The 24,508-nt window shown below is 52.2% G+C and carries 26 protein-coding genes; 13 read left to right on the top strand and 13 right to left on the bottom strand.

Annotated features, from left to right (window positions below; all coding sequences use genetic code 11):
* Window positions 1-32: 32 nt before the first annotated feature.
* From cysE to ACP3TC_RS22295, 5 genes are all read right to left on the bottom strand, one after another.
* Window positions 33-854 carry a serine O-acetyltransferase gene (gene cysE, locus ACP3TC_RS22315; protein ID WP_313854518.1) on the bottom strand — a complete coding sequence of 274 codons (822 nt, stop codon included), beginning with the start codon at window positions 852-854 and terminating at the stop codon, window positions 33-35.
* Window positions 855-925: 71 nt separating this feature from the next.
* Window positions 926-1,945, bottom strand: a complete 1,020-nt coding sequence (gpsA, locus tag ACP3TC_RS22310; protein WP_313854520.1) for an NAD(P)H-dependent glycerol-3-phosphate dehydrogenase — start codon at window positions 1,943-1,945, stop codon at window positions 926-928.
* The gene (secB, locus tag ACP3TC_RS22305) at window positions 1,945-2,409 is read right to left on the bottom strand and encodes a protein-export chaperone SecB (protein ID WP_313854521.1); all 465 of its coding nucleotides are present in this window, start codon (window positions 2,407-2,409) and stop codon (window positions 1,945-1,947) included. The genes gpsA and secB overlap by 1 nt, the downstream gene beginning before the upstream one ends.
* A 48-nt stretch (window positions 2,410-2,457) precedes the next feature.
* A complete protein-coding gene (grxC, locus tag ACP3TC_RS22300; RefSeq protein WP_313854523.1) occupies window positions 2,458-2,709 on the bottom strand; it encodes a glutaredoxin 3 in 252 nt (83 codons plus the stop codon).
* Window positions 2,710-2,728: 19 nt separating this feature from the next.
* Window positions 2,729-3,160 carry a rhodanese-like domain-containing protein gene (locus tag ACP3TC_RS22295; protein WP_313854526.1) on the bottom strand — a complete coding sequence of 144 codons (432 nt, stop codon included), beginning with the start codon at window positions 3,158-3,160 and terminating at the stop codon, window positions 2,729-2,731.
* A 515-nt stretch (window positions 3,161-3,675) separates the two neighbouring features.
* Between ACP3TC_RS22295 and envC the strand changes: the two genes are divergently transcribed.
* Together envC and ACP3TC_RS22285 are read left to right on the top strand one after the other, a co-directional pair.
* Complete coding sequence (envC, locus tag ACP3TC_RS22290) at window positions 3,676-4,983, top strand: murein hydrolase activator EnvC (protein ID WP_313854527.1); 1,308 nt, start codon at window positions 3,676-3,678, stop codon at window positions 4,981-4,983.
* 3 nt (window positions 4,984-4,986) lie between these two features.
* Window positions 4,987-5,904 (top strand): divergent polysaccharide deacetylase family protein, encoded by a 918-nt coding sequence (locus tag ACP3TC_RS22285; protein WP_390902470.1) that lies wholly within the window; start codon window positions 4,987-4,989, stop codon window positions 5,902-5,904.
* Between the two features lie 49 nt (window positions 5,905-5,953).
* Here the strand turns inward: ACP3TC_RS22285 and tdh are convergent, their stop codons facing one another.
* Together tdh and kbl are read right to left on the bottom strand one after the other, a co-directional pair.
* Window positions 5,954-6,979, bottom strand: a complete 1,026-nt coding sequence (gene tdh, locus ACP3TC_RS22280) for an L-threonine 3-dehydrogenase (RefSeq protein ID WP_313854528.1) — start codon at window positions 6,977-6,979, stop codon at window positions 5,954-5,956.
* 11 nt (window positions 6,980-6,990) lie between these two features.
* Complete coding sequence (kbl, locus tag ACP3TC_RS22275) at window positions 6,991-8,187, bottom strand: glycine C-acetyltransferase (RefSeq protein ID WP_313854529.1); 1,197 nt, start codon at window positions 8,185-8,187, stop codon at window positions 6,991-6,993.
* Window positions 8,188-8,422: 235 nt separating this feature from the next.
* Between kbl and rfaD the strand changes: the two genes are divergently transcribed.
* From rfaD to ACP3TC_RS22255, 4 genes are read left to right on the top strand one after another with little or no spacing between them, the layout of a single operon-like run.
* Window positions 8,423-9,355 (top strand): ADP-glyceromanno-heptose 6-epimerase, encoded by a 933-nt coding sequence (rfaD, locus tag ACP3TC_RS22270; protein ID WP_426817275.1) that lies wholly within the window; start codon window positions 8,423-8,425, stop codon window positions 9,353-9,355.
* 17 nt (window positions 9,356-9,372) lie between these two features.
* Entirely contained in the window at window positions 9,373-10,422 is a 1,050-nt protein-coding gene (gene rfaF, locus ACP3TC_RS22265; RefSeq protein WP_313857837.1) for an ADP-heptose--LPS heptosyltransferase RfaF, read from the top strand.
* Window positions 10,422-11,387: a lipopolysaccharide heptosyltransferase RfaC gene (gene rfaC, locus ACP3TC_RS22260; protein WP_426817274.1), complete on the top strand. Its 966-nt coding sequence runs from the start codon at window positions 10,422-10,424 to the stop codon at window positions 11,385-11,387. The genes rfaF and rfaC overlap by 1 nt, the downstream gene beginning before the upstream one ends.
* Before the next feature lie 10 nt (window positions 11,388-11,397).
* Window positions 11,398-12,321, top strand: coding sequence for a glycosyltransferase family 2 protein (locus ACP3TC_RS22255; RefSeq protein WP_426817273.1), 924 nt, complete (start codon window positions 11,398-11,400; stop codon window positions 12,319-12,321).
* Window positions 12,322-12,342: 21 nt separating this feature from the next.
* On the opposite strand, the gene ACP3TC_RS22250 is transcribed toward ACP3TC_RS22255, so the two are convergent.
* The 3 genes from ACP3TC_RS22250 to ACP3TC_RS22240 are packed head-to-tail and all read right to left on the bottom strand — an operon-like array spanning window position 12,343 to window position 15,682.
* A complete protein-coding gene (locus tag ACP3TC_RS22250) occupies window positions 12,343-13,590 on the bottom strand; it encodes an O-antigen ligase family protein (protein ID WP_313854539.1) in 1,248 nt (415 codons plus the stop codon).
* A gap of 32 nt (window positions 13,591-13,622) precedes the next feature.
* Window positions 13,623-14,723 (bottom strand): glycosyltransferase family 9 protein, encoded by a 1,101-nt coding sequence (locus tag ACP3TC_RS22245; protein ID WP_426817272.1) that lies wholly within the window; start codon window positions 14,721-14,723, stop codon window positions 13,623-13,625.
* Window positions 14,720-15,682, bottom strand: a complete 963-nt coding sequence (locus ACP3TC_RS22240) for a polysaccharide deacetylase family protein (RefSeq protein WP_313854543.1) — start codon at window positions 15,680-15,682, stop codon at window positions 14,720-14,722. Before ACP3TC_RS22240 ends, ACP3TC_RS22245 begins: the two co-directional genes overlap by 4 nt.
* 176 nt (window positions 15,683-15,858) lie before the next feature.
* Here ACP3TC_RS22240 and ACP3TC_RS22235 point away from each other — a divergent pair, with 176 nt between their 5' ends.
* The 7 genes from ACP3TC_RS22235 (at window position 15,859) to coaD (ending at window position 22,959) form a co-directional block, all read left to right on the top strand.
* Window positions 15,859-16,962: a glycosyltransferase gene (locus tag ACP3TC_RS22235; RefSeq protein ID WP_313854544.1), complete on the top strand. Its 1,104-nt coding sequence runs from the start codon at window positions 15,859-15,861 to the stop codon at window positions 16,960-16,962.
* Between the two features lie 30 nt (window positions 16,963-16,992).
* Window positions 16,993-18,009, top strand: coding sequence for a UDP-glucose 4-epimerase GalE (gene galE / locus ACP3TC_RS22230; RefSeq protein ID WP_313854545.1), 1,017 nt, complete (start codon window positions 16,993-16,995; stop codon window positions 18,007-18,009).
* Between the two features lie 132 nt (window positions 18,010-18,141).
* Entirely contained in the window at window positions 18,142-19,218 is a 1,077-nt protein-coding gene (rfaQ, locus tag ACP3TC_RS22225) for a putative lipopolysaccharide heptosyltransferase III (RefSeq protein ID WP_313854547.1), read from the top strand.
* Window positions 19,211-20,344, top strand: a complete 1,134-nt coding sequence (locus ACP3TC_RS22220) for a glycosyltransferase family 4 protein (protein WP_426817271.1) — start codon at window positions 19,211-19,213, stop codon at window positions 20,342-20,344. The genes rfaQ and ACP3TC_RS22220 overlap by 8 nt, the downstream gene beginning before the upstream one ends.
* A 90-nt stretch (window positions 20,345-20,434) precedes the next feature.
* Window positions 20,435-21,709: a lipid IV(A) 3-deoxy-D-manno-octulosonic acid transferase gene (gene waaA / locus ACP3TC_RS22215; RefSeq protein WP_426817270.1), complete on the top strand. Its 1,275-nt coding sequence runs from the start codon at window positions 20,435-20,437 to the stop codon at window positions 21,707-21,709.
* Complete coding sequence (locus tag ACP3TC_RS22210) at window positions 21,710-22,483, top strand: glycosyltransferase family 2 protein (protein WP_313854551.1); 774 nt, start codon at window positions 21,710-21,712, stop codon at window positions 22,481-22,483.
* Window positions 22,480-22,959, top strand: coding sequence for a pantetheine-phosphate adenylyltransferase (gene coaD, locus ACP3TC_RS22205; protein ID WP_313854552.1), 480 nt, complete (start codon window positions 22,480-22,482; stop codon window positions 22,957-22,959). The genes ACP3TC_RS22210 and coaD overlap by 4 nt, the downstream gene beginning before the upstream one ends.
* A gap of 30 nt (window positions 22,960-22,989) precedes the next feature.
* On the opposite strand, the gene mutM is transcribed toward coaD, so the two are convergent.
* From mutM to rpmB, 3 genes are all read right to left on the bottom strand, one after another.
* On the bottom strand, window positions 22,990-23,799 hold the full coding sequence (gene mutM, locus ACP3TC_RS22200; RefSeq protein WP_426817269.1) for a bifunctional DNA-formamidopyrimidine glycosylase/DNA-(apurinic or apyrimidinic site) lyase: 810 nt from the start codon (window positions 23,797-23,799) through the stop codon (window positions 22,990-22,992).
* 78 nt (window positions 23,800-23,877) lie between these two features.
* Window positions 23,878-24,045, bottom strand: coding sequence for a 50S ribosomal protein L33 (rpmG, locus tag ACP3TC_RS22195; RefSeq protein ID WP_003024094.1), 168 nt, complete (start codon window positions 24,043-24,045; stop codon window positions 23,878-23,880).
* A gap of 11 nt (window positions 24,046-24,056) precedes the next feature.
* Window positions 24,057-24,293, bottom strand: a complete 237-nt coding sequence (rpmB, locus tag ACP3TC_RS22190) for a 50S ribosomal protein L28 (RefSeq protein WP_052901820.1) — start codon at window positions 24,291-24,293, stop codon at window positions 24,057-24,059.
* Window positions 24,294-24,508 lie beyond the last annotated feature (215 nt).

Genomic DNA, 24,508 nt, shown 5'->3' with positions numbered 1-24,508 from the left:
CACCGTTGGGCGGCGGGTTGCAGAAATATCAGTCAAATTCCGTCGCCAAATTCGAAACCTGGCACCATGCCATTAAAATGCTGATCCATCTCCATCGATGGCTTTTCGCTACCGGGTTTACCGACGATACGCGCTGGCACGCCAGCGGCCGTAGTGTGCGGCGGCACCGGTTGCAATACCACGGAACCGGCGCCAATTTTCGCACCACGGCCCACTTCGATATTGCCGAGGATCTTGGCGCCAGCGCCAATTAACACCCCTTCGCGAATCTTCGGGTGACGATCGCCACTGGTTTTGCCGGTACCGCCCAGCGTCACCGATTGCAGAATCGAAACATCATTCTCAATCACCGCGGTTTCACCAATTACAATACCGGTTGCATGATCGAGCATGATGCCGTGACCAATGCGCGCAGCAGGATGAATATCAACGGCAAAGGAAACGGAGATTTCGTTTTGCAGATAAACCGCCAGCGCACGGCGGCCTTCATTCCACAGCCAGTGACCAATGCGATAAGCCTGCAACGCATGGAAACCCTTCAGATAAAGCAGTGGAGTGGAATACTTGTCTACCGCCGGATCACGCTGGCGCACCGCCTGAATATCACAGGCCGCCGAGGCAATCATCGACGGATCATTGCGATAAGCTTCTTCAACAATTTCACGAATCGCGATAGCGGGCATTATCGGGTTAGCGAGTTTATTCGCCAGCATGTAGCTCAGCGCACTGCCGAGATTTTCATGCTTCAGTAATGTCGCATGGTAAAAGCTGGCCAGCATCGGTTCGCAATCCGCAAGCGCGCGCGCTTCCGCTTTGATATTATTCCAGACCAGTTCTAACTCTTCAGACGACATTACTCTCTCCCCATAAAAAAGCAGCGCACAGTTAAGCGGTACGCTTCAGGTGAATTGCTGTGCATCCGGCATCAGTTGCTGCTGTTTTCGTCCTTCCTTGCGCGCCCCAGCAAAGTTAATGCTGCCTCGCGAGCACTTTTTTCGCAATATAATACCTGATAAATTTGCTCAGTTATCGGCATCTCAACACCGTATCGCGCAGCCAAAGCTTTGACTTCTTTGGTATTTCTGTAACCTTCTACCACCTGGCCAATGGTCGTCTGCGCGCTTTCAACATCCACACCCTGCCCCAGCATCATGCCAAAACGGCGGTTACGTGACTGATTATCGGTACAGGTCAGTACCAGATCGCCCAGCCCTGCCATTCCCATAAAGGTGGTGGGATCGGCACCCAAAGCAGTACCCAGACGAGTCATTTCCGTCAGGCCGCGGGTAATCAGCGCGGTGCGGGCGTTAGCGCCGAAACCAATGCCATCGGAAATACCGGCACCAATCGCGATAACATTTTTAACCGCGCCGCCTAGCTGCACGCCAATAAAGTCAGAGTTGTTATAGACACGGAAGCTTTTGCCACAGTGTAATAACTGCTGCAAATCGTCAGCAAATTGCGTATCGGTTGCCGCCAGTGCAATCGCCGTCGGTAAACCGGCAGCCAGCTCTTTCGCAAAGGTGGGGCCAGAGATTACCGCTAACGGAATGTCATCACCGAGAATTTCACGGGCTACATCCTGCAACAGTCGGCCAGTCTCTTTTTCCAGCCCTTTCGTTGCCCAGACAATACGCGAGTCAGCGCGTAACAGTGGCTTTATCTGACGCAATACGTCACCAAAGACATGGCTCGGCACCACCACCAGCAAATCACGACTGGCGTCGATGGCTCGCTGGAGATCGCTTTCAAGCAGTAAGGTGTCGGGAAAGGGAACGTCGGGAAGGAAAGCAACATTGCAGCGATCGGCCTGAAGTTGCGCCTGATGCTGCGGGTTATGGCCCCACATCAACACGTTATGGCCATTGCGGGCCAGCGTGATTGCCAAAGCGGTGCCGTAAGAACCGGCACCGATAACGGTCATAGACGCGTTCAGCTTATTCATCAGGCATCCTGACGGACTTCTGCACCTTCACCTTGCTGCTGCAGATAGTTCATAAACAGCGCATCAAAGTTAACTGGCGCAAGGTTCAACTGCGGGAAAGTACCGCGTGAAACCAGGCTGGTAATGCACTCACGAGCATACGGGAACAGAATGTTCGGGCAGTATGCACCCAGGCAATGTGCCATCTGGTTGCCTTCGATACCGGAAATGCTAAAGATACCTGCCTGCTGAACTTCACACAGGAACGCAGTATCTTCTTCAACGGTAGCCGTTACCGTCACACGCAGCACCACTTCGAAAACATCATCTGCCAGCGAGCTGGATGCGGTGTCCAGATCCAGCTTAACTTCCGGCTCCCACTCTTTCTGGAAAACCTGTGGTGCATTCGGCGCTTCAAAAGAAATATCTTTAGTGTAGATACGTTGGATCTGGAAAGACATTTCGCTGGAGTTTTGTTCTGACATTTTACTCAATCCTATTCGTTAATAATCCGTTATCGCCCTGGAGGAGCATCATTTCAAAAGCGGGTCTAGCCCCTGGCGTCCATCCAACGCATATAAGTCATCGCAGCCGCCAATGTGCTGCGCATCAATAAATATCTGAGGTACGGTGGTGCGACCGCTACGTTGAATCATCTCTTCTCGTTTAACGGCATCGCCATCAATCGGGATTTCCTGAAACGCTACGCCTTTTTCACTCAGCAGTGCTTTTGCACGATGGCAAAACGGACACGTCGCTTTGGTGTAGATCTCTACGTTGGCCATTTACTGTACCTCGAAAGTTTTATTTTCCACGAACCAGAGGCAGATTATCACCACTCCAGCCCGACACACCCTCTTTGAGCACCGATACCTGAGCAAAGCCAGCAGCATTCAGCTGAGCGGCAGATTCTGCTGCAGACGTTCCGGTTGCATCAACCACAATAATAGGCTGAGCTTTATGCTTCTCAAGCTCAGCGAAACTGCCCTTTTTGATATCTGCCGCCGCAATGTTAATCGCGCCAGAAATATGACCTTTACGATAGTCATCACGCGAACGCACGTCGACTACCACGGCATCTTCTTTATTAATCTGGCGCGTCGCTTCGCCACGGCTAATGGTTTTTACCTTAGAGAACATGCCCTTAACGGTGGTAAAGATCACCAGAACCAGCAAAGCAACCCACGCCAGACTCAGGATTGGGTGATTGCTTGCGAATTGCATAATTTCTTGCATGAGGGGTAACAACTCCCGACAGGGTTAATAAGCTAAAACAAGGTTTCTGAGTATACCTGCGCCACTTCTCATGTACAGTCGCGAAGCCGCCAGAGTTACGTTTTATGAGGCAGATTTAAAAAAAAAGTGCCTTCACGCGGAAAACTGTTATTCGCTGCCCTGCTGCTTTGTTCTTAAGCGGTCATTTACCAGGCAATGGCTGCGTGAGGCCGCCAGATATTTTACGTTGTTGCTTCAAGCTTGTCGCGCTGAATGCACGGACAGATTACCTCTGGCATATGTAACTAAAGGTTTCGGGGCTTTCGTCGTTCATGGCCTGAGTCAGCCTGATTTTATCGTATTAACCTGGCAGAATAGCGACACTATTAGCCGCGTTTCTTAACTCTCTGTTGCAATAATAATCACACTGCCAGCATTAGTGGCATCGGCATCAGCGGTAATTTGTCACTGAATGAAATGGAAATCTCCGCAGAGATGACTGGTAAGCCGCTGTTCATCGTGGAATAATCCCTGCTGTGAGGGAAAAAGCGACAGTTTCATATCAACGGACCCGGTTTAACGGATTAGCCACACGCATCCCGTTACGCTCAAGATTGTCCACTCTGTCTGCCAGCGTTCTGTGCGCTGGCGTTTTGCTGTTGCCTTTTTCTGGCTACGCCGCCGACGATAATAAATCGCAGCTAAAATCCATCCAGCAGGATATCGCTGAGAAGGAAAAGAGCGTCAAACTGCAAAAAGAGCAGCGCAGTAAACTGCTCGACCAATTGCAAAGTCAGGAAAAAGTTATCGCTCAGGCCAGCCGCAAACTGCGCGACACGCAAACCTCACTGACCTCCCTGAATAAAGAGATCGCCGCGCTGACCGCGTCGATTAATAAACTGCAAACTCAGCAAGTCCAGCAAGAAAAACTGCTGTCAGAACAGCTTGATGCCGCTTTTCGCCAGGGGCAACACAGTGGTGTGGAACTGGTGCTGAGTGGCGAAGAGAGCCAGCGCAGCGAACGTATTCTTGCCTATTTCGGCTATCTCAACGCCGAGCGGCAAAAAAATATCGATAAGTTACAACAGACGCGTACTGAACTCTCCACGCAGAAAGCATCACTGGTAAGTAAGCAGGCGCAGCAGAAATCACTGCTGGGCGAGCAGCAGAATCAGCAAACCAGGCTGGAGCAAGCGCGTGCCGCGCGGCAGAAAACCATCACCACGCTGGAGTCGTCGCTGGAGAAAGATCAGGCTCAGCTGGTAGAAATGCGACAGAACCAGACGCGCCTGCAGGACAAAATTGCCAAAGCCGAGCGCGAAGCGCGTGCGCGTGCTGAACGTGAGGCAAAAGAAGCTGAGCGCGTACGCGCTCGCCAGCAGCAGGCGAAGAGCAAAGGCACCACCTACAAACCCACCGAAAGCGAACGTTCCCTGATGTCACGCACCGGTGGCCTGGGCCGCGCAGGCGGTCAGGCGGTGTGGCCAGTGCGCGGCAAAATTGAGCATCGCTTTGGCGAAACGCTGCAGGGCGAGCTACGCTGGAAAGGCCTGGTGATTGATGCGCCCGAAGGTACTGAAGTTAAAGCCATTGCAGATGGCCGGGTCTTAATGGCCGACTGGCTGCAAGGCTACGGTTTGGTTGTGGTAGTGGAGCACGGTAAAGGCGATATGAGCCTGTATGGCTACAACCAAAGTGCACTGGTGAGCGTGGGAACCCAGGTTAGGGCAGGACAGCCAATCGCACTGGTCGGTACCAGCGGTGGCCGGGGCACGCCTTCACTCTATTTTGAAATCAGACGACAAGGACAGGCCGTCAATCCACTGCCGTGGTTAGGAAAATAAGTCTTGTTTCAGCGCTTAAAACTCACCGCACTGCTCGGCGGCATGTTGCTTGCCAGCTCAGCCCATGCAGGCAAACTGGCCATCGTTATCGACGATTTCGGTTATCGCCCCGCGCAGGAAAATCAAGTTTTGCAGATGCCACAGGCGATCTCCGTCGCGGTATTGCCAAACGCGCCGCACGCTCGTGAAATGGCAACCAAAGCCCATCAGCGTGGTCATGAAGTGTTAATCCATCTGCCAATGGCACCGCTCAGCAAACAGCCGCTGGAAAAAGACACCTTACGTCCCGATATGAGCAGCGCAGAGATCGAGCGTATTATCAGCGAAGCGGTGAAGGATGTACCTTATGCGGTCGGTCTCAATAATCATATGGGTAGCGCGATGACTTCCAGCCTGTTTGGTATGCAAAAAGTGATGCAGGTGCTTGATCACTACAACCTTTACTTCCTCGATAGCATGACTATCGGCAACAGCCAGTCAACGCGCGCCGCGACAGGCACCAGTGTGAAAGTGATTAAACGCCGCGTGTTCCTTGATGATAATCAGAATGAAGCAGAGATCCGCAAGCAGTTTACCCGCGCGGTACGGCTTGCTCAGCGCGATGGTTCAGCCATTGCCATTGGTCACCCGCACCCTTCTACCGTCAGGGTATTGCAACAGATGCTGCCAACTCTGCCTGGTGACATTACGCTGGTACGGCCAAGTCAGTTACTAAACGAGCCACAGCGGATTAATAATAAACCACTGCCGCCAGAGAGTAAGCCCGTTCCACCGGTTAAACCGCGTAATCCATTCCGGGGTATTGAAACCTGCGTGAATAAACTGCCACAACAACCGGTACCAGCCACACGCGCACTGGGTGTGATTGGCGACAGTATCGCCGAAGGACATATTGCGAAGACGCTGGGAAGCCTGTTCTGACGTCGACTTTTCTACAAGGGAGCCGAAAGCGGCTCCCCTGCATTATTTCTTAATCCCAGCTTAAAATCACTTTGCCGGATCTGCCGGAACGCATCTCGTCAAAGCCCTGCTGGAAATCATCGATACTGTAGCGATGAGTAATTATCGGCGTTAAATCAAGGCCAGACTGAATCAGCGCAGCCATTTTGTACCAGGTTTCAAACATCTCACGACCGTAAATCCCTTTGATAAACAAACCTTTGAAGATGACCTGATTCCAGTCAATCGACATCTCAGAAGGAGGAATACCCAGTAAAGCAATACGGCCGCCGTGATTCATCACGCTCAGCATGGTGCGAAAAGCCGGTGGTGCGCCGGACATTTCCAGCCCGACGTCAAAGCCTTCCGTCATGCCCAGTTCGCTCATCACGTCATTCAGATTTTCCGTGTTGACGTTAACCGCGCGCGTGACGCCCATTTTACGCGCCAGCCCAAGGCGATAGTCGTTTACATCAGTGATCACCACATTACGCGCGCCGACGTGTTTACACACCGCCGCCGCCATAATGCCAATCGGCCCGGCTCCTGATATCAGCACATCTTCGCCAACCAGATCGAATGACAGCGCAGTGTGCACCGCATTACCGAACGGATCAAAAATCGCCGCCAGCTCATCGGAAATATTATCGGGGATTTTGAAGGCGTTAAACGCCGGGATCACCAGATACTCAGCAAAACAGCCCTGACGGTTCACGCCGACGCCGATGGTATTGCGGCAGAGGTGCGTACGCCCCGCGCGGCAGTTACGGCAGTGTCCACAGGTAATATGTCCTTCGCCAGAGACGCGGTCACCAATCTGATAGCCATTCACTTCCTGGCCAACTGCCACCACTTCGCCGACATACTCATGCCCGACAATCATTGGCACTGGAATGGTTTTCTGCGACCACTCATCCCAGTTGTAGATATGCACATCAGTGCCACAAATGGCGGTTTTACGAATTTTAATCAGCAAATCGTTATGGCCCGGCTGCGGAATGGGCGCCTCGGTCATCCAGATACCTTCTTCCGCTTTCAGTTTCGCCAGTGCTTTCATCTCTTCACTCCTCAGCTGATAACCTTAAGTTGCTTACCAATACGCGTAAAAGCGTCAACTGCCCGCACAATCTGCTGGTGAGTGTGCCCTGCCGACAGCTGAGTACGGATACGCGCCTGGCCTTTCGGCACCACCGGATAAAAGAAGCCGGTGACATAGATCCCCTCTTTCTGTAGTAGACGCGCAAATTCCTGCGCTACCGTCGCCTCGCCCAGCATCACTGGAATAATGGCGTGGTCGGCACCGGCAAGGGTAAAGCCAGCTTTGGTCATCTCTTCACGGAAGAAGCGGGCGTTATCCCACAGACGCTGACGCAAGCCGTCGCCTTCGGCCAGCAAATCCAGCACGCGAATTGAGGCAGCCACAATCGCCGGAGCCAGCGAGTTAGAGAACAAATAAGGTCGTGAACGCTGGCGCAGCCACTCAACCACCTCTTTTTTCGCGGCGGTATAGCCGCCGGAAGCGCCACCCAGCGCTTTACCCAGCGTGCCGGTAATAATATCCACGCGGCCCATCACGTCGCAGTACTCATGGGTGCCGCGCCCATTGGCACCGACAAAACCTACCGCATGAGAGTCATCAACCATAACCAGTGCGCCATATTCATCAGCCAGGTCGCACACGGCTTTCAGGTTAGCGATCACCCCGTCCATCGAAAATACGCCGTCGGTCGCGATCATGATGTGTCGCGCACCGGCTGCTTGTGCCTCGTCCAGCCGCGCTTTCAGCTCGCTCATATTGTTATTAGCGTAGCGATAACGTTTCGCTTTACATAAACGCACACCGTCAATAATTGAAGCGTGGTTGAGCGCATCTGAGATAATCGCGTCTTCCGCACCGAGCAACGTTTCAAACAGGCCGCCATTGGCATCGAAGCAGGAGGAGTAGAGGATCGCATCTTCCATGCCGAGGAACTCGGCCAGCCGTTTTTCCAGCTGTTTATGCGTATCCTGCGTGCCGCAGATAAAGCGCACTGAGGCCATACCGAAACCATGGCTTTCCATACCCTCTTTCGCCGCCAGAATCAGCGCCGGATGATTAGCCAGCCCCAGGTAGTTGTTAGCGCAGAAGTTGATGACGTGATTCCCTTCACCCACTTCGATATCGGCCTGTTGTGCCGAGGTAATAATGCGCTCTTCTTTGAACAGACCTTCCTGACGCGCCTGCGACAGTTGATCATTGATTTGACGATAAAAATCTGCGGCCATGTTTATCCTCCATTCCGGGCTAATGTCCGGGATATCTTACTGAAGAGAAAATCATTAAACGATAATCTGCGTTACCGATTATCATTTTTGCAGCATATATCACGCCCTGAAAGATTACTTACATTACGTTACGGACTCATCTGGCTGTCTGCCCGGCAATGAAATGTTATGATGTCAGTTATAAGCGTATGAAACCTCCTGTTTCATACCACTGTTCAAGGTTAAGGTTAAGCTCATGATTATCGTGACTGGCGGCGCTGGTTTTATCGGCAGCAATATTGTTAAAGCACTCAATAACGACGGTTTTAACGACATCCTGGTAGTGGATAACCTGAAAGACGGCACCAAGTTCGTCAATCTGGTCGATCTGGACATCACTGACTATATGGATAAAGAAGATTTTATCGCCAGCGTGGTTGCCGGTGATGATTTCGGCCCTATCGAAGCGGTATTCCATGAAGGTGCCTGCTCTTCCACTACGGAGTGGGATGGCAAGTACATGATGGACAACAATTATCAGTATTCGAAAGAGCTGCTGCACTTCTGCCTTGAACGCGAAATTCCTTTCCTCTACGCCTCTTCCGCAGCCACTTACGGCGGTCGTAATACTGATTTTATAGAAGAGCGTCAGTATGAGCAGCCGCTGAACGTCTACGGCTACTCAAAAGTACTGTTTGATCAGTATGTTCGCCAGATTTTGCCAGAAGCAGAGTCGCAGATTTGTGGTTTCCGCTACTTCAATGTTTATGGTCCGCGTGAAGGCCACAAAGGCAGCATGGCCAGCGTTGCTTTCCACCTGAATACCCAGCTGAACAACGGCGAGAATCCAAAATTGTTTGAAGGCAGCGATAGCTTCAAGCGCGATTTTATCTACGTTGAAGATGTGGCGGCGGTGAATCTGTGGTTCTGGAAAAATGGCGTTTCCGGCATTTACAACTGCGGCACCGGTCGTGCCGAGTCGTTCCAGGAAGTGGCGGATGCCGCGCTGAATTATCACCAGAAAGGTGAGATTGAGTATGTGCCGTTCCCGGAAAAACTGAAAGGACGCTACCAGGCATTTACCCTGGCCGACCTGACCAAGCTGCGTGCAGCGGGCTATGACAAGCCGTTTAAAACCGTTGCTGAAGGCGTGGCTGACTATATGGCCTGGCTGAACCGCGACGCTTAAGGAAGGCAAATTCGTTGATGAAAATTCTGGTGATCGGGCCGTCATGGGTCGGTGACATGATGATGTCGCAAAGTCTGTATCGCACGCTGAAGGCAAACCATCCTGAAGCGGTGATAGACGTTATGGCACCCGCGTGGTGCCGGCCGCTGCTGTCCCGCATGCCGGAAGTCAACGAAGCGCTGGCGATGCCGCTGGGTCACGGCGCGCTGGCGATCGGTGAACGTCGTCGGCTGGGGAAATCCCTCCGCGCCAGAGGCTATGACCGCGCGTATGTACTGCCGGGTTCATTCAAATCGGCGTTAGTACCGTTCTTTGCCGGTATCCGGCAACGTACCGGCTGGCGCGGTGAAATGCGCTACGGCTTACTGAACGATCTGCGCGTGCTGGATAAACCAGCTTTCCCGTTAATGGTCGAGCGTTATGCCGCGCTGGCTTATGACAAAGATCGGATTCGCTCAGCGCGCGATCTGCCGCAGCCGCTGCTGTGGCCGCAGTTGCAGGTCAGCGAAGAGGAAAAAGTCGCCACTGCTGCCGCTTTTTCACTAACCAGCGCGCGTCCGATTATCGGTTTTTGTCCGGGAGCCGAATTTGGCCCGGCAAAACGCTGGCCACACTATCACTACGCGGCGCTAGCGCAGCAGCTGATCGATCAGGGCTATCAAATCCTGCTGTTTGGATCGGCGAAAGACCATGAAACCGGCGAGCAAATTCTGCAATCTCTGGATGAATCAGCGCGGCCATTCTGTCGCAATCTGGCGGGTGAAACCCAGCTGGAGCAGGCGGTAATTCTGCTGGCACATTGCCGGGCGGTGGTCAGCAATGATTCCGGGCTGATGCATATTGCTGCTGCGTTGAATCGCCCGCTGGTGGCACTTTATGGCCCCAGCAGCCCGGACTTTACTCCGCCACTTTCCCAGCAGGCGCGGGTTATCCGCCTGATTACCGGCTATCACAAAGTCCGTAAAGGTGACGCGGAACAGGGCTATCACCAAAGCCTGATCGATATTCAGCCGGCTCGCGTGCTGAATGAGCTGGAAACCCTGCTCGTACAGAGCCAGGAGAATTAATGCAGGTTTTGATTGTTAAGACGTCTTCTATGGGCGATGTGCTGCATACGCTGCCGGCACTGACTGACGCCATGAATGCCATTCCCGATATTCGTTTTGACTGGGTGGTTGAAGAGGGTTTCGCGCAGATTCCTTCGTGGCATCCGGCGGTCGATCGCGTATTACCGGTGGCAATCCGCCGCTGGCGGAAGCACTGGTTTGGCAGCCAGCAGCGTGAAGAACGCGTGCTGTTTAAACGTGAGCTGCAATTGCGCACTTACGATCGGGTGATCGACGCTCAGGGTTTGATTAAGAGCGCCGCGCTGGTTACCCGCCTCGCCAAAGGTGAGAAACACGGCTACGACAGCCGCAGCGCACGCGAGCCGTTTTCCAGCTGGTGGTTTGATAAACGCCACGAAATCAGTAAGCAGCAACATGCAGTAGAGCGCACGCGTGAGCTGTTTGCCAAAAGTCTCGGCTATGAAAAACCGCAGACAAACGGGGATTACGCCATTGCGGCGCACTTCCTCGCACAGCCACCGGTTGATGCTCATCCTTACCTGGTATTTCTGCATGCGACGACCCGTGACAGCAAACACTGGCCGGAAGAGCACTGGCGCGAGCTGATTGCCCTGATGGCCGACTCGGGATTACGCATTAAATTACCCTGGGGCGCAGAGCATGAGCATCAGCGTGCGCAGCGGCTGGCAGAGGGTTTTGATTTCGTTGATGTATTACCGAAGCTGACGCTGGAACAGGTAGCAAAAACGCTGGCGGGCGCTAAAGCGGTGGTTTCAGTGGATACTGGCTTGAGCCATTTAACGGCAGCGCTCGATCGCCCTAATATCACGCTTTATGGTCCAACCGATCCCGGCCTGATTGGCGGCTATGGTAAAAATCAGTTTGTGCTGAAGCCTGAAAGCGGTCATCTAATGGCTGATATTTCCGCTGCCAGCGTGGCGGCGGCTTTGAACAATCTCTTATAACGAGCACACTATGCCAATGCCTCCACTGTTAAGCATTATTATCACGGCACATAATGGCGAGGCATGGTTATCAGCCACTCTGGCTAGCGTGATTACGTCGCTCGGTGGCGCCCTGCCACTGTGCGAATTTATCATTACCAATGATAACTCCACTGACAACACCCAGCAGATTATCGATCGGTTCGCCGCAACTTATCCGGCCAGTAAAACTTTTATTACGCAATTTGCCAATATTGGAAAGGTGCGTAATTTTGCCGTCGCCGAGTGTCAGGGTGAATATATTCTGATGATCGATGGTGATGACTTGCTGTTAGCCAATAAGCTGAACGAGAAACTGCAAATTCTGCAACAGCAGCGCCCCGATCTGTTGATTTGTAAGCTGATTGAGACAGAAGAAAACGCCACGCATCCCGAAATCGTCACCGCATCCGCGCCAGAAATCCTGTCGCCGGATAATGCTATTGAGCGCTTCCTGATTCACCGTGATTTTCAGGCACATGTTATCGGCCAGTTCTTCCGGCGAGAGATTTTAATTGCTGCACCCTTTCCTGAATTTGTTTGCTACGAAGACAGCTGGGTGTTTCCGCAGGTGCTGGCGTTAAGCAACAAAATCCTCTATTCACGCAGCGGTTTCTATCTGTATATCAAGCGCAGCGGAAGCCTTTCCGGCAAAATTAATCTGGCGAAAGTGCAATGCCTGTATCAGACGCTGGAACATATGGATCTGGTACTTCCTGCCCGTTTCAGCCATCTTATTGCCTGCCACTGGATCGATCTCTTTAACCGCTACGCGGGGGAAATGGCCGGGACAGTAGAACTGGAGAAGACAAAGAAGCGCATCAGGGAGATAGGGAAGTTAGCGTTTTTAGCCAACAGGCGCGTTCGCTTTAGTTATAAACGTAAACTGCTGAGAGTCGCCAGGCAGGCGCAATAATCACGCCTGCCCAACAGGGGCTTATTTACGATGCGTACCTGGCAAGCGATCGTTATGCCATACCACCACTGAAATAATCAGTAAGCTCAGCATAATGGTCTGCTCGCGGCTGCCAAACAGCACATCCGTAAGCCCACAAACGATAATCCCCATCATAATGGCGAACAGCGGCGGGTTACGGGTGTAATAAGCGTATCCCAACAGTGAGAAGTAGAAAAAAAGCAGCACCAGCGCTCCCTGTACGCCCATTAAACTGGCCACCTCGATCAATTCGTTATGCAGATGGACGTTAACATATCTTAATGCACTTTTATCCGCGTCATTACGCTTCACATAATCCTGCGCATAGTTCCAGCGTTCCTCGAGGCTGTTACCGAGCGGATGATCGATGATTAAACTCTTGCCGATACTCCACATAGCCAGACGACTGGTCAGTGAGCCATGCTCATTACCATTCGTATTTTCATAGCGATTGAACTCGCTAACCGTGGCATCAAACTTCGGCTTAATAACATGTTGATAGCTCAACGCAGTGACGACGCCAATACTCAGTAACACAAAAATCAGTGGCTTAAAGCCAAGATGACGCAGCTTAACAATACCGACAAAGATAATCAGCAGCGGATACGTTGCCATAACATTACGCGTTCCGGTCTGGAAAATAATGTAATAAGAGACGGCAAAGATCACCAGGCTACACAGCATGGTTCTGCGGTTCACATTTTCGTAGACCAGCAGAAAGATTAATGCAGCAGACAGAATGGAGTAATCATAGGCAGCATTGGTGGCACGGCCAAGGAAGAAGTCTACCCGACCCGGCATATAGAAATGCTGCCAGATGCCCACGCCACTGGCGACAATAAAGGTCAGAACCAGCGCCAGCTTGATCACTGCCCGGCTGGTCTGGTGATATTTCGGCATCACACTGAGCAAATAGTAGCCAATCACCGCAGCCAGAATTAAGCGCTTGCCGGTATTAAGGTAAGCGTTGAACTCGTCGAAGTCGGGATTGCCGATATAGATCCAGGCAAACCAGATAAGATCGCTGATGCCGAGCAAAAGTATCGGGGCAATAATCCACCAGTGACGATTTTGCAGGCGATGAAAATCACAGAGCATCCCCAGTAGTGAAAAATAGAACGCCCAGTAAAATGCCACTTTGGCGCTTTTAACACTGAAAAACATTGTCAGGTTAGACAATAAAACCAGCAGCAAAACGGTGTAAAACAACGTGCGACGATAATTTTTTAACGGTCCGAGTAAAGACATTCTCTTCCTGCCTGGCAGCAATGGCCGTTGATTCAGCTAAAAACAGCAAAATTATTTCGTAAACAGGCAATCACTTGCGCTGATGTAATCGTTTTCATCGCTTCGTTAGACAACGATCCTGGAATAAGTGCCATTCGCACACCATACAGAATCTGATGTATCTCAGTATCCTGATACGGGCCACTTGAATACGGCTCCTCAGTAACAAACAAGCTCAATGTCGGTACTTTGAGTGCAATCGCCACGTGCAACGGCCCGGTATCACCGGTCAGCAATACATCGAAGTTATTGATGGTCTCAACCAACGCCGGCAACGTCGTCTTACCAATTTGGCTGTCAATTCGGTCGCGGAAAGCCGGATCGACCTTGTCCATAAACGGACTTTCCAGATGTTTTTCGCCTGGCCCGCCAATCAATACCACGCTGGCCCGAGGATTTTCCGCCAGCAGCGTATTGGCAACATCGGCAAAACTTTCCGCAGGCCAGCAACGCTCAGCAGAAGATGCGCCCATCTGAAAACCTATAACTCGTTGATTATCTGGCTTAACTATTTTCTCAGCTGGAGCACGCGGAACTCTCATTGCCACATTACTGATGTCACACCCTAATGGCGCAACTAACTCCAGCTTGCGCTGGACTAAATGACCTTTGAATCCATAGGTATAATTGGTCAGCCAGCGGTCGCGCCACGGAAAATCGTCGGCATAATTGTCGCGGAAGATATATTTTGCCCCGGACATGACCGCGCTGAGGTAATCATAGGGATCGTGGGCGTGCAAAATGATCGCCAGATCAGGTTGACCTTTTTCTTTCAACTGGTTTAACAGAGCCCGCAGCGAGTTTACTTTATTGTTCCAGTAAACCACCCGATCCCAGTCTTCACCGTCGGCCATAAAATCACGAAATTTCTGGTGCGCCACCAGCGTGATAAAAGCCTCGGGAAAACGCTGCCGCACCGCGTGAATCGCGGGTGTATTCATCATAAAATCACCCAACGCGGTAGTGGAGTAAATTACGATATTGGCAAACTGCTTTTCCTGAGGAAAGGTATCGCGTGAAGCTAACAATCCTTTGCGTTTGGTATACAGTCGCAAAATCAGATCGACTGCTTTAGCTTTCCAGGGTTTTCTCATCTGACTTCCTTAGCGTGCCGGTAATACTCGGCTAATGTCATTCCCAAAGTGCGCGACTGTAACCAGCTAAACAGCTGTTCCAGATCGTCATAAAGCTGTTCAATATCTGCTTCATTTTTGAATGTTGGACTTCCGCCCGGCATAAATTCTGATGAATGCAGCATAAATTCTACGTAATCAGCACCTTCAGCCAGCGACTGTTCAGCCACCCGCTTCATTTTCTCGAGGTTTCCCCCCACCGGGCGTAGCCAGTTTACCGACGGACTACGCTTTTTACCGCGTAAACGCGCCACACCCTGCTTAACGCTATTCATTAACGGAGAGTATTTGTGTTGAATGCTCATCGGCACTTCAAGCAGCGGCGAGTTGCCCGCTTTGGCAATATCCTGCCGATCGATGAAATAAGCGTGATGCGGAAAATCACGGTAATCAGTGCCGCCATTGCCTTTCGGATCGCCTGGTGAATTACGCCAGTCGACGCGAGGCGTGACCGAGCAATCGACCAGATAACCCTGCTCAATTAACAGCGAGGCGTAGTATTCATTAAACGCCCAACGCCCGGCGCGGTGGCTAAGCATCTTGGTCTGAAAGGTCTCTTCCAGCAGCTGTGTCATAAACTCAACTTTATCTTTAATGACATCCTGAGGATATTCAATAAGATAAGGCTTATATCGCCAGTCATCGCCGGTCAGGTCAACTAAAGGAGGACTGTTCCACGCATGCAGATGCATCCCTACTTCGCCCTGATTGCGTGCAATAACATCTTTGGCGAATTCCACGTAAACCGGATCGATGGCCATTTCATAGTTGGTTAACCAGGTCGGTTTAAAACCAAATTTCTCACACAGGGACTGGAACCGCGGCAAAAAAGCAGCGTTTCGCGTATCGATTTTGTCATGATTTTCCCAGAGGTTGTCACCTTCAGTATCAATCGTGATGAGAAATGCGGGCCTTGCCATAATCTTTCTGACCTCATAAAAACTGAGCAGTTATGTTACGCAGCGGGACTTATCAGCGCAAAGTAATTTAACCGGACATTGAGCAGGAAAAATCCGCAAAAGTAGCCATCGCATAGCCAGTCCATTAGAATTTAGCCCTAATCAACTTATCAGAATCAGCCTGAACTGCGGACGCCATGACAAAGCATATTCTTTTCATTATTGATGGCCTGCCCGGTGGCGGCGCTGAAAACGTCACGCTCACGCTGGCAAAAGGCATTGCCGATCGCGGCCATCAGGTCACCCTGCTGTCTCTGAGCAAACGACTGGATTACGATATTCCGCCAAATGTCGATTACCGGGTTGATCACGACAGCGGACGCGGCCCACTGCGTAAACTGACCGAGCTGCCACGACGGGCGCGCTCCCTTGATCGCCAGCTGGAACAGCTGTTCTCCGAGAAAGGGGAACCGGCACTGGTGATTTCCAGCCTGCATAAAACCGATCGGATTGTGGTGCGATCGCAGTTGCTAAAACGCTGTAATGTCTGGCACTGCATTCACGGCATTTATTCGCGTTCCTACCTCGGTAATAAGAAGCCGCTGGCTCGCTATTTGAAAAAAGCCAAAATTCAGCAGGTTTATCGCGGGCGCAACATTATTACCGTGTCGGATGCCGTTGGCGAAGATCTGGTCAACGCCATGGGCATTGTACCGCTCAGAATGTTAACCATCTATAACCCGTTCGATGTGGCGCAGATACAGCAACGCGCGCAGGCAGAGAATCCGTTTGCCGGTGAAGAGTATATTTTGCACGTCGGTCGCTTCCATCAGGTGAAGCGTCAGGATCGCCTGCTGGAAGCCTTTGCGCAGGCAAAACTGCCAACCAAACTGGTGATCGTCGGCCAGGGGGATGCGGCAGTAACCCAACAGCTGCAGGCAAAAATCGAGCAGCTTAATTTGCAACAGCAGGTCATCCTAGCTGGCTTTTGCAAAAATCCGCTGCCAATGCTGAAGGGTGCGCGGCTGTTTGCGCTCAGCTCTGACAGTGAAGGCCTGCCTACGGTATTAATCGAATCGCTAATTTGCGGCACGCCAATTGTCAGCACCGCTTGCCCCGGCGGCGTTGGTGAAATAATGGTCGGTGAACTGGCAGCATTTCAGGCGGATCTCAACGCCAGCTCACTGGCAGAGAAACTTCAACTTTGCTGGCAGTCACCACCGCACATTACCCCAGCAATGTATGCTAAATTCGATATTAATTTAATTATTGACCGTTATCTCGAACTCGCGGTCAGATAGCATTATCACTTCCTGACAGAAAGGATTTTTATGGCGATTCTGGTTACCGGCGGAGCAGGCTACATCGGTTCACATACCGTGCTCACGCTGCTGGAAAAAGGCGAAGATGTAGTGGTACTGGATAATCTGGTCAATGCCTCCGCTGTGGCTTTAGATCGGGTGGAGACCCTGACCGGTAAAACGGTGACGTTCTGTCAGGGTGATGTCTGCGATGCCGGAACACTCAGAGAAATTTTTGCCCGGCACAGCATTTCAGCGGTCATTCATTTTGCCGGACTGAAATCAGTCGGCGAGTCGGTGCGTAAGCCGCTGGATTATTATCATAATAATCTTACCGGTAGCCTGGTGCTGCTGGCGGAAATGCGCCGCGCAGGCGTCACTAAGCTGATCTTCAGCTCATCCGCTACCGTCTACGGCCAGCCGGAACAGATTCCGCTGGTTGAAACGTCGCGCACCGGCGGCACCACCAATCCCTATGGGACGTCCAAGTTAATGGTCGAGCAGGTTCTGCAAGACTTCGCGCTGGCCGAACCGGACTTCACTATTATCATTCTGCGCTATTTCAATCCGGTGGGCGCTCATCCATCCGGAATGATTGGCGAAGATCCGAACGGCATTCCTAACAATCTGATGCCTTACATTGCACAGGTCGCAATTGGCAAACTGGAAAAAGTGGCGATATTTGGTGATGACTATCCGACCAAAGACGGTACCGGCGTGCGCGATTATATTCATGTGATGGATTTGGCTGAAGGCCATCTGAAAGCGATTGAACATATCGACAGGCATCAGGGCGTTGCTGTTTATAATCTCGGAACCGGTGTTGGCTACTCGGTACTGGAGATGCTGCACGCGTTTGAACAGGCTTCCGGACGGAAAATACCTTATGAGGTGGTGCCGCGCCGCCCTGGCGATATCGCCGAATGCTGGTCAGATCCGTCGCTCGCCAAAACCGGGCTGGACTGGCAGGCGACGCGCAATCTTGATGTGATGATGGAGGACGCCTGGCGCTGGCAGTCCAGTAATCCGCAAGGTTTTCAGTCCTGACACTGCGTTAACCGGGGCAGGAGGCTACCTTCTGCCCCGATTTGGCTTTGCGTTACGCCGGTGCGTTAATGGCTTTAACCGGCCAAAGGTTTCCCCTACAATCGTTTCACTTAACTTTGAGAAACCATAAGTATGGCAAGCCCGATTCCCTCAACGTTTACGCCACGTAATATTCTGCTGATCAAATTACGCCACCATGGTGACATGCTGCTGACAACACCGGTGATTAATGCCCTGCATCAGCGTTATCCTGATGCACGGATTGACGTGTTGCTATATGCGGAAACGCGTCCGATGCTGCAAGCTCATCCGGCCATTAGCGACATTCACGTTATCGATCGTAACTGGAAAAAAGAGGGCGGATGGCAGCGTTTCAAGCATGAAAGCGCGCTCAAAGCGACCATTCGCTCCCGCCATTACGACGTCGTGATTAATCTTGCCGACCAGTGGCAAAGTGCCATGATTACCCGCTTCTCCGGCGCACCAGTGCGTATTGGTTTTGCCTTCAAAAAGCGTCGTAATCGCCTGTGGCAGTTTTGCCATAACTATCTTGTCTCTACCGATAATCACCACCTGCTGCATACCGTGGAGCAAAATTTATCTGCCCTGCAACCGCTTGATGTGCCAATTGAAGGCATCAGCGCCTCAATGCACTACAGCGAAAGCGATCTGCAGCAAACCCGTCAGGTGTTACAACAGCAGCACATCAACGGCCGCTATCTGGTGATTCAGCCAACTTCACGCTGGATATTTAAGTGCTGGGAAGATGAGAAAGTGGCCGCGGTGATCGATCAGCTGGCACATCCCAATCTGAAGGTGGTGCTGACCGCCGCACCGGATGCCCGGGAGCAGGCGATGATCGATAATATTCTGTCACTGTGTAAGAACGCCGATGTGGTCTCAGTGGCCGGTAAACTCACGCTGCCACAACTGGCCGCGCTGATCGATGATGCTGAACTGTTTATCGGCGTGGACTCTGCACCTATGCATATGGCCGCCGCGCTGAGTACGCCCTGCATCGCGCTTTTTGGCCCGACTAAACTGCAGCACTGGCGTCCGTGGGGCGAAAGAAACCGGGTTATCTGGGCCGGTGACTATGCGCCGCTGCCCGACCCGGACGCGATTAACACCAACACTCAACAGCGCTATCTCGCCGCCATTCCGGTGGAAGAGGTGGTAACAGCAGCAAGGAGCTATCTGGATGCATAAAGTCCGCCTCGCCATTGTCAGACAGAAGTATCGCCCTGACGGTGGTGCAGAACGCTTTATCTCCCGCGCGCTGGAAGCGCTGGAGAGCGATCGGCTCGACCTGAACATTATCACCCGCAGCTGGCAAGGCACGCCAAATCCTGACTGGCACCTGCATATCTGCAATCCAAAAAAGTGGGGTCGCATATCACGCGAACGCGGATTCGCCGAGGCCGCACGCGCCTGCTGGCAGCGGGAAAAGTTTGATATCGTGCAGAGCCACGAACGTATTGAAGGCTGTGATATTTTCCGTGCTGGTGATGGCGTGCACCGCGTCTGGCTGGAGCAACGCGCGCGCATTGTTTCGCCGCTACAGCGCTTCGCTACCCGCTTCATCCCTTATCACCACTACGTAATGCAGGCTGAAGAACAGATGTTCCGCTCCGACTCTTTGAAGAAAATCATCTGTAACTCGGAGATGGTGAAGCGTGACATCATCCGCTGCTTCCAGGTACCGGAAGAAAAATTTGCGGTAATCTATAACGCCATCGACTCACAGCGTTTCCAGCCGGCAACCGAAGCCACGCGCCATGCAACCCGTAAGCAGCTGAATATTCCCGCTGATGCCTGCGCGCTAATCTATGTTGGCTCCGGCTTTGAACGTAAAGGTTTACGTGCGGCAATTGAGGCGCTGGCCAACAGCGATCGCTATCTGATCGTCGTCGGCCAGGATAAGCAGTTGAGTCGCTATCAGCAGCTGGCAAATCAGCTTAACTGCCTCGACCGTATCCGTTTTGTCGGCGTACAGCAGGATGTGATCTCTTTCTATCACGCAGCCGACGCCTTAATTTTACCCACATTGTACGATCCCTTCCCGAACGTGGTACTGGAAGCGATGGCGTGCGGTCTGCCGGTGATTACCAGCTTCGGCTGTGGCGGAGCAGAGTTTATTACTGAGGGTCAGGAAGGCTTCGTTTGCGATGCATTAGATATCAAAGCCTTAAACGATGCTGTTAATGCCATTCCGTCGAAAGCCGTTGATTCAGCGATGAGTGAGGCCGCACGCAGCAGAATTCTGCCTTACACGCCGCAACGCCTTGCCGCAGAGTTGCATTCTCTTTATCAACAAGTATTACTCACGTCATGATGAAGTAAGATGAGCACAGGCAAGTTATCTGCTACCATGCCGGATTGTTCACTGGATAATGTTTGACGCACACGTGTCGTAAAAATCGGTATGACGACAATTTACACCGCCTTGCTCTATCTCATTCAGCCACTGATTTGGCTTCGCCTCTGGTTGCGTGGTCGAAAAGCCCCTGCCTATCGTAAACGGTGGGCGGAACGCTATGGCTTTTGTGCAGGTAAAGTCAAACCAGATGGAATTTTGCTGCACTCTGTTTCGGTAGGTGAAACCCTTGCTGCCGTACCACTGGTTCGTGCGCTGCGCCATCGCTACCCGACGCTGCCGATTACCGTCACCACCATGACGCCAACCGGTTCAGAACGGGCACAATCTGCTTTTGGTAAAGACGTGCATCACGTTTACCTGCCTTACGATCTGCCCGGCGCAATTAATCGTTTTCTTGATACCACCCGGCCAAAATTGGTGATCATCATGGAAACCGAGCTGTGGCCCAACATTATCAAAGCCCTGCACGATCGAAAAATCCCGCTGGTGATTGCCAACGCGCGCCTTTCAGAACGTTCAGCGGCCGGTTATAAAAAGCTTGGCAAGTTTATGCGCCAGTTACTGCAACGCATCACACTGATTGCCGCGCAGAATCAGGAAGACGGTGAGCGCTTTGTCAGCCTTGGGCTGAAGCGTTCACATCTGACGGTTACCGGCAGCCTGAAATTTGATATTTCAGTCACGCCAGAACTGGCAGCACGCGCGGTGACGCTGCGTCGTCAGTGGGCGCCACGACGCCCGGTGTGGATAGCCACCAGTACTCATGAAGGCGAAGAGAGCATTATTCTTGATGCCCATCGTAAATTGCTGGCACGCTTTCCGGATCTGCTGCTGATCCTGGTGCCCCGCCACCCGGAACGCTTTACGGTCGCACGTGATATGACGCAAAAAGCGGGTCTAAGCTATATTATGCGCAGCAGCGGTGAAATCCCTTCCGGCAGTACGCAGGTGGTTATTGGTGACACCATGGGTGAGCTGATGCTGCTGTACGGCATTGCCGATCTCGCCTTTGTTGGCGGCAGCCTGGTTGAGCGCGGCGGCCATAATCCGCTGGAACCGGCAGCACATGCCCTGCCAGTACTGATGGGCCCCCATATCTTCAACTTCAAAGATATCTGTAGCAAACTGCAGCAGGCAGACGGTCTGATCACCGTTACCGATGCTGATTCGCTGGATAAAGAGATCGGCACCCTGCTGACTGACGATGACTATCGCCGTTACTACGGACGTCATGCGGTAGAAGTGCTGCATCAGAATCAGGGCGCGCTTCAGCGTCTGCTACAGTTACTCGAACCTCACTTGCCACCACGGAATCATTAAATGAGTTCTCGCCAACGACTTTCGGTGGTGATGATCGCCAAAAACGAGGCCGGGCTGTTACCAGACTGCCTGGCTTCCGTCAGCTGGGCCGATGAAATCATTCTGCTCGACTCCGGCAGTAGCGATCAAACACCAGAGATTGCCCGCCAGCATAACGTTACGGTTTATCATTCTGAACAGTGGCCTGGCTATGGGCTGCAACGTCAGCATGCACAAAGTTATGCCACTGGCGATATGATTCTGATGATCGATGCTGACGAGCGGGTCACTGATGAACTGCGCGCCTCGATTGAGCGCGTGCTTCACTGCCCGGAACCGCACACCGTCTACAGCATCGCGCGCCGCAATCTGTTTCTCGGGCGCTTTATGCGTCACAGCGGCTGGTATCCGGATCGCGTCACCCGCCTCTATCCGCGCGACTATCACTATAATGATAATCAGGTTCATGAGTCGCTTGATACCCGCGAAGCGCATGTCGTTCCGTTACGTGGTGATCTCAAGCATCTGACCTGTCGCGACTTCTCTGCTTTTCAGCGCAAGCAATTTGCCTATGCGGAAGCCTGGGCGAAGCAGCGTTATCAGCAGGGTAAAAGTTGCAGTATGTTTTCGGTGTTCAGCCATACCATCAGTGCATTTCTGAAAACGCTGGTGCTGCGAGCCGGTTTTCTCGATGGCAAACAGGGTTGGTTACTGTCAGTGGTGAATGCACAGTACACCTTTAACAAATATGCAGCGCTGTGGGCGCTGAATCAGGCCAATAAAGGTAGCGTATGAGCACCAAGGCGATCTATCCCGGTACTTTCGACCCGATGACTAACGGTCATCTCGATATCGTCACGCGTGCCGCGCTAATGTTCGATCATATCGTGCTGGCGATAGCAGCCAGCCCGAGTAAAAAGCCGATGTTTACGCTGGATGAACGTGTGGCGCTGGCGCAGCAGGTGACCGCACATCTTGGCAATGTTGAAGTAGTCGGTTTCAGCGATCTGATGGCAAACTTTGCCAAAGCGCAGCAGGCAAATGTGCTGGTGCGAGGCCTGCGCGCAGTGTCTGATTTTGAGTACGAAATGCAGCTGGCGCATATGAACCGCCATCTGTTACCCACGCTGGAAAGCGTATTTATGATGCCGTCGGAAGAGTATTCATTTATCTCTTCCTCGCTGGTTAAAGAGGTAGCTCGCCATCAGGGCGATGTGCAAGCCTTTCTGCCAGCGCCGGTATACAGCGCGCTGATGGCTAAACTGGCGTAAGGACGGCATCACTGCCGTCACTCTCACCCATCACTTTTGGCAGGTACGGCAGAAGAAGGTGCTGCGCTGACCATGCCTGGCGCTTTCAATTAAGCTGCCACAAACCCGACACGGCTCACCTGCACGCCCGTAAACCTGCAATTGCTGGGCAAAATAGCCCGGTTTACCGTCAGTCTGTAAAAAGTCACGCAGCGTGGTCCCGCCCTGCTCTATTGAGCGCAGCAACACCGCTTTAATGGTTGAGACCAGCAGCGCTGCCTGCGACTGCGTCAGCGCCATTGCCGGATGATCGGGCAGGATCCCGGCAGTAAACAGTGATTCACTGGCATAGATATTCCCGACGCCCACCACCAGCTTATTATCCATCAACCACGGCTTAATCGCCGTACGCTTTCCGCGAGACTTTTCAAACAGATAGTCACCATTGAAGCTGTCACTTAACGGCTCTGGCCCTAAATGCGCCAGTACATTACTGGCCTGCAAATCGGCACACCACAACCAGGCACCAAAGCGGCGCGGGTCGGTATAGCGCAACACTTTGCCGTTGCTCATGACTAAATCGACGTGATCGTGCTTTGCCGGTGGAATCTCTTCCGGTAGCACGCGCAAGCTGCCGGACATTCCCAGATGAATAATAATCCAGCCGTCCGGCAGCTCTAACAGCAGGTATTTGGCACGCCGCTGTACGCTCAGCACCGGCTGATCGCTCAGCGCCTGAATTTCCTGGGACACCGGCCAGCGCAGGCGACCGTTACGCACTACCGCATGCAAAATGGTTTCACCGACCAGATGAGGCTCAATACCGCGCCGACTGGTTTCTACCTCAGGTAATTCAGGCATGCCAACTCCTCGTATTTTGTGGTCTCATAAAAACAAAAAAACCCGGCCGAAGCCGGGTTTTTTCTTAAGTCGCCAAAATTATTTAATTTTAGCTTCTTTGTAGAGTACATGTTGACGGACAACTGGATCGAACTTTTTCAGTTCCAGTTTTTCCGGCTTAGTACGCTTGTTCTTCGTGGTGGTATAAAAATGACCTGTACCAGCAGAAGAAACAAGCTTGATTTTCTCACGAATACCTTTAGCCATGATTCAGTTCCTTAGTACTTCTCACCACGGGTACGCATATCGGCCAGAACCGTATCAATACCCTTCTTATCAATTACACGCATACCTTTAGCAGATACACGCAGCGTAACGAAGCGCTTTTCGCTCTCAACCCAAAAACGGTGAGAGTGCAGGTTCGGCAGGAAACGGCGTTTCGTCGCGTTCATCGCGTGGGAACGGTTGTTACCGCTCACCGGGCGCTTGCCAGTTACTTGGCAGACTCGTGACATGTCTATTCTCCAAAAATCAAATCAGCTCGAGCTTTAAAAATAAGGTCTTGGCCGCCTCGTCAGGCTAGTAGCCCACCCAAGCGAGTTCTGTGTGAACCCACTGGCAGGCCCATACGCCAAACCCGAGATTCTCAAAGGTGGCGTAGTATACGCCCTGTAGCGCCAGTGCTCAAGTCCCGAACAGATAAAGATCCCGCTGGATCGCGCAAAATAGC

Source organism: Winslowiella sp. 2C04, assembly GCF_050037805.1.
GTDB lineage: Bacteria > Pseudomonadota > Gammaproteobacteria > Enterobacterales > Enterobacteriaceae > Erwinia > Erwinia toletana_A.
The sequence above is the reverse complement of the archived record's forward strand: the minus strand, read 5'-3'. Positions and strand labels throughout refer to the sequence as shown.

Coding starts and splice junctions, on each gene's coding strand:
- cysE (WP_313854518.1), bottom strand. CDS start 854: ATGTCGTCTGAAGAGTTAGAACTGGTCTGGAATAATATCAAAGCGGAA.
- gpsA (WP_313854520.1), bottom strand. CDS start 1,945: ATGAATAAGCTGAACGCGTCTATGACCGTTATCGGTGCCGGTTCTTAC.
- secB (WP_313854521.1), bottom strand. CDS start 2,409: ATGTCAGAACAAAACTCCAGCGAAATGTCTTTCCAGATCCAACGTATC.
- grxC (WP_313854523.1), bottom strand. CDS start 2,709: ATGGCCAACGTAGAGATCTACACCAAAGCGACGTGTCCGTTTTGCCAT.
- ACP3TC_RS22295 (WP_313854526.1), bottom strand. CDS start 3,160: ATGCAAGAAATTATGCAATTCGCAAGCAATCACCCAATCCTGAGTCTG.
- tdh (WP_313854528.1), bottom strand. CDS start 6,979: ATGAAAGCACTGGCGAAACTGAAAGCGGAAGAAGGTATCTGGATGACC.
- kbl (WP_313854529.1), bottom strand. CDS start 8,187: ATGGCCGCAGATTTTTATCGTCAAATCAATGATCAACTGTCGCAGGCG.
- rfaD (WP_426817275.1), top strand. CDS start 8,423: ATGATTATCGTGACTGGCGGCGCTGGTTTTATCGGCAGCAATATTGTT.
- rfaF (WP_313857837.1), top strand. CDS start 9,373: ATGAAAATTCTGGTGATCGGGCCGTCATGGGTCGGTGACATGATGATG.
- rfaC (WP_426817274.1), top strand. CDS start 10,422: ATGCAGGTTTTGATTGTTAAGACGTCTTCTATGGGCGATGTGCTGCAT.
- ACP3TC_RS22255 (WP_426817273.1), top strand. CDS start 11,398: ATGCCAATGCCTCCACTGTTAAGCATTATTATCACGGCACATAATGGC.
- ACP3TC_RS22250 (WP_313854539.1), bottom strand. CDS start 13,590: ATGTCTTTACTCGGACCGTTAAAAAATTATCGTCGCACGTTGTTTTAC.
- ACP3TC_RS22245 (WP_426817272.1), bottom strand. CDS start 14,723: ATGAGAAAACCCTGGAAAGCTAAAGCAGTCGATCTGATTTTGCGACTG.
- ACP3TC_RS22240 (WP_313854543.1), bottom strand. CDS start 15,682: ATGGCAAGGCCCGCATTTCTCATCACGATTGATACTGAAGGTGACAAC.
- ACP3TC_RS22235 (WP_313854544.1), top strand. CDS start 15,859: ATGACAAAGCATATTCTTTTCATTATTGATGGCCTGCCCGGTGGCGGC.
- galE (WP_313854545.1), top strand. CDS start 16,993: ATGGCGATTCTGGTTACCGGCGGAGCAGGCTACATCGGTTCACATACC.
- rfaQ (WP_313854547.1), top strand. CDS start 18,142: ATGGCAAGCCCGATTCCCTCAACGTTTACGCCACGTAATATTCTGCTG.
- ACP3TC_RS22220 (WP_426817271.1), top strand. CDS start 19,211: ATGCATAAAGTCCGCCTCGCCATTGTCAGACAGAAGTATCGCCCTGAC.
- waaA (WP_426817270.1), top strand. CDS start 20,435: ATGACGACAATTTACACCGCCTTGCTCTATCTCATTCAGCCACTGATT.
- ACP3TC_RS22210 (WP_313854551.1), top strand. CDS start 21,710: ATGAGTTCTCGCCAACGACTTTCGGTGGTGATGATCGCCAAAAACGAG.
- coaD (WP_313854552.1), top strand. CDS start 22,480: ATGAGCACCAAGGCGATCTATCCCGGTACTTTCGACCCGATGACTAAC.
- mutM (WP_426817269.1), bottom strand. CDS start 23,799: ATGCCTGAATTACCTGAGGTAGAAACCAGTCGGCGCGGTATTGAGCCT.
- rpmG (WP_003024094.1), bottom strand. CDS start 24,045: ATGGCTAAAGGTATTCGTGAGAAAATCAAGCTTGTTTCTTCTGCTGGT.
- rpmB (WP_052901820.1), bottom strand. CDS start 24,293: ATGTCACGAGTCTGCCAAGTAACTGGCAAGCGCCCGGTGAGCGGTAAC.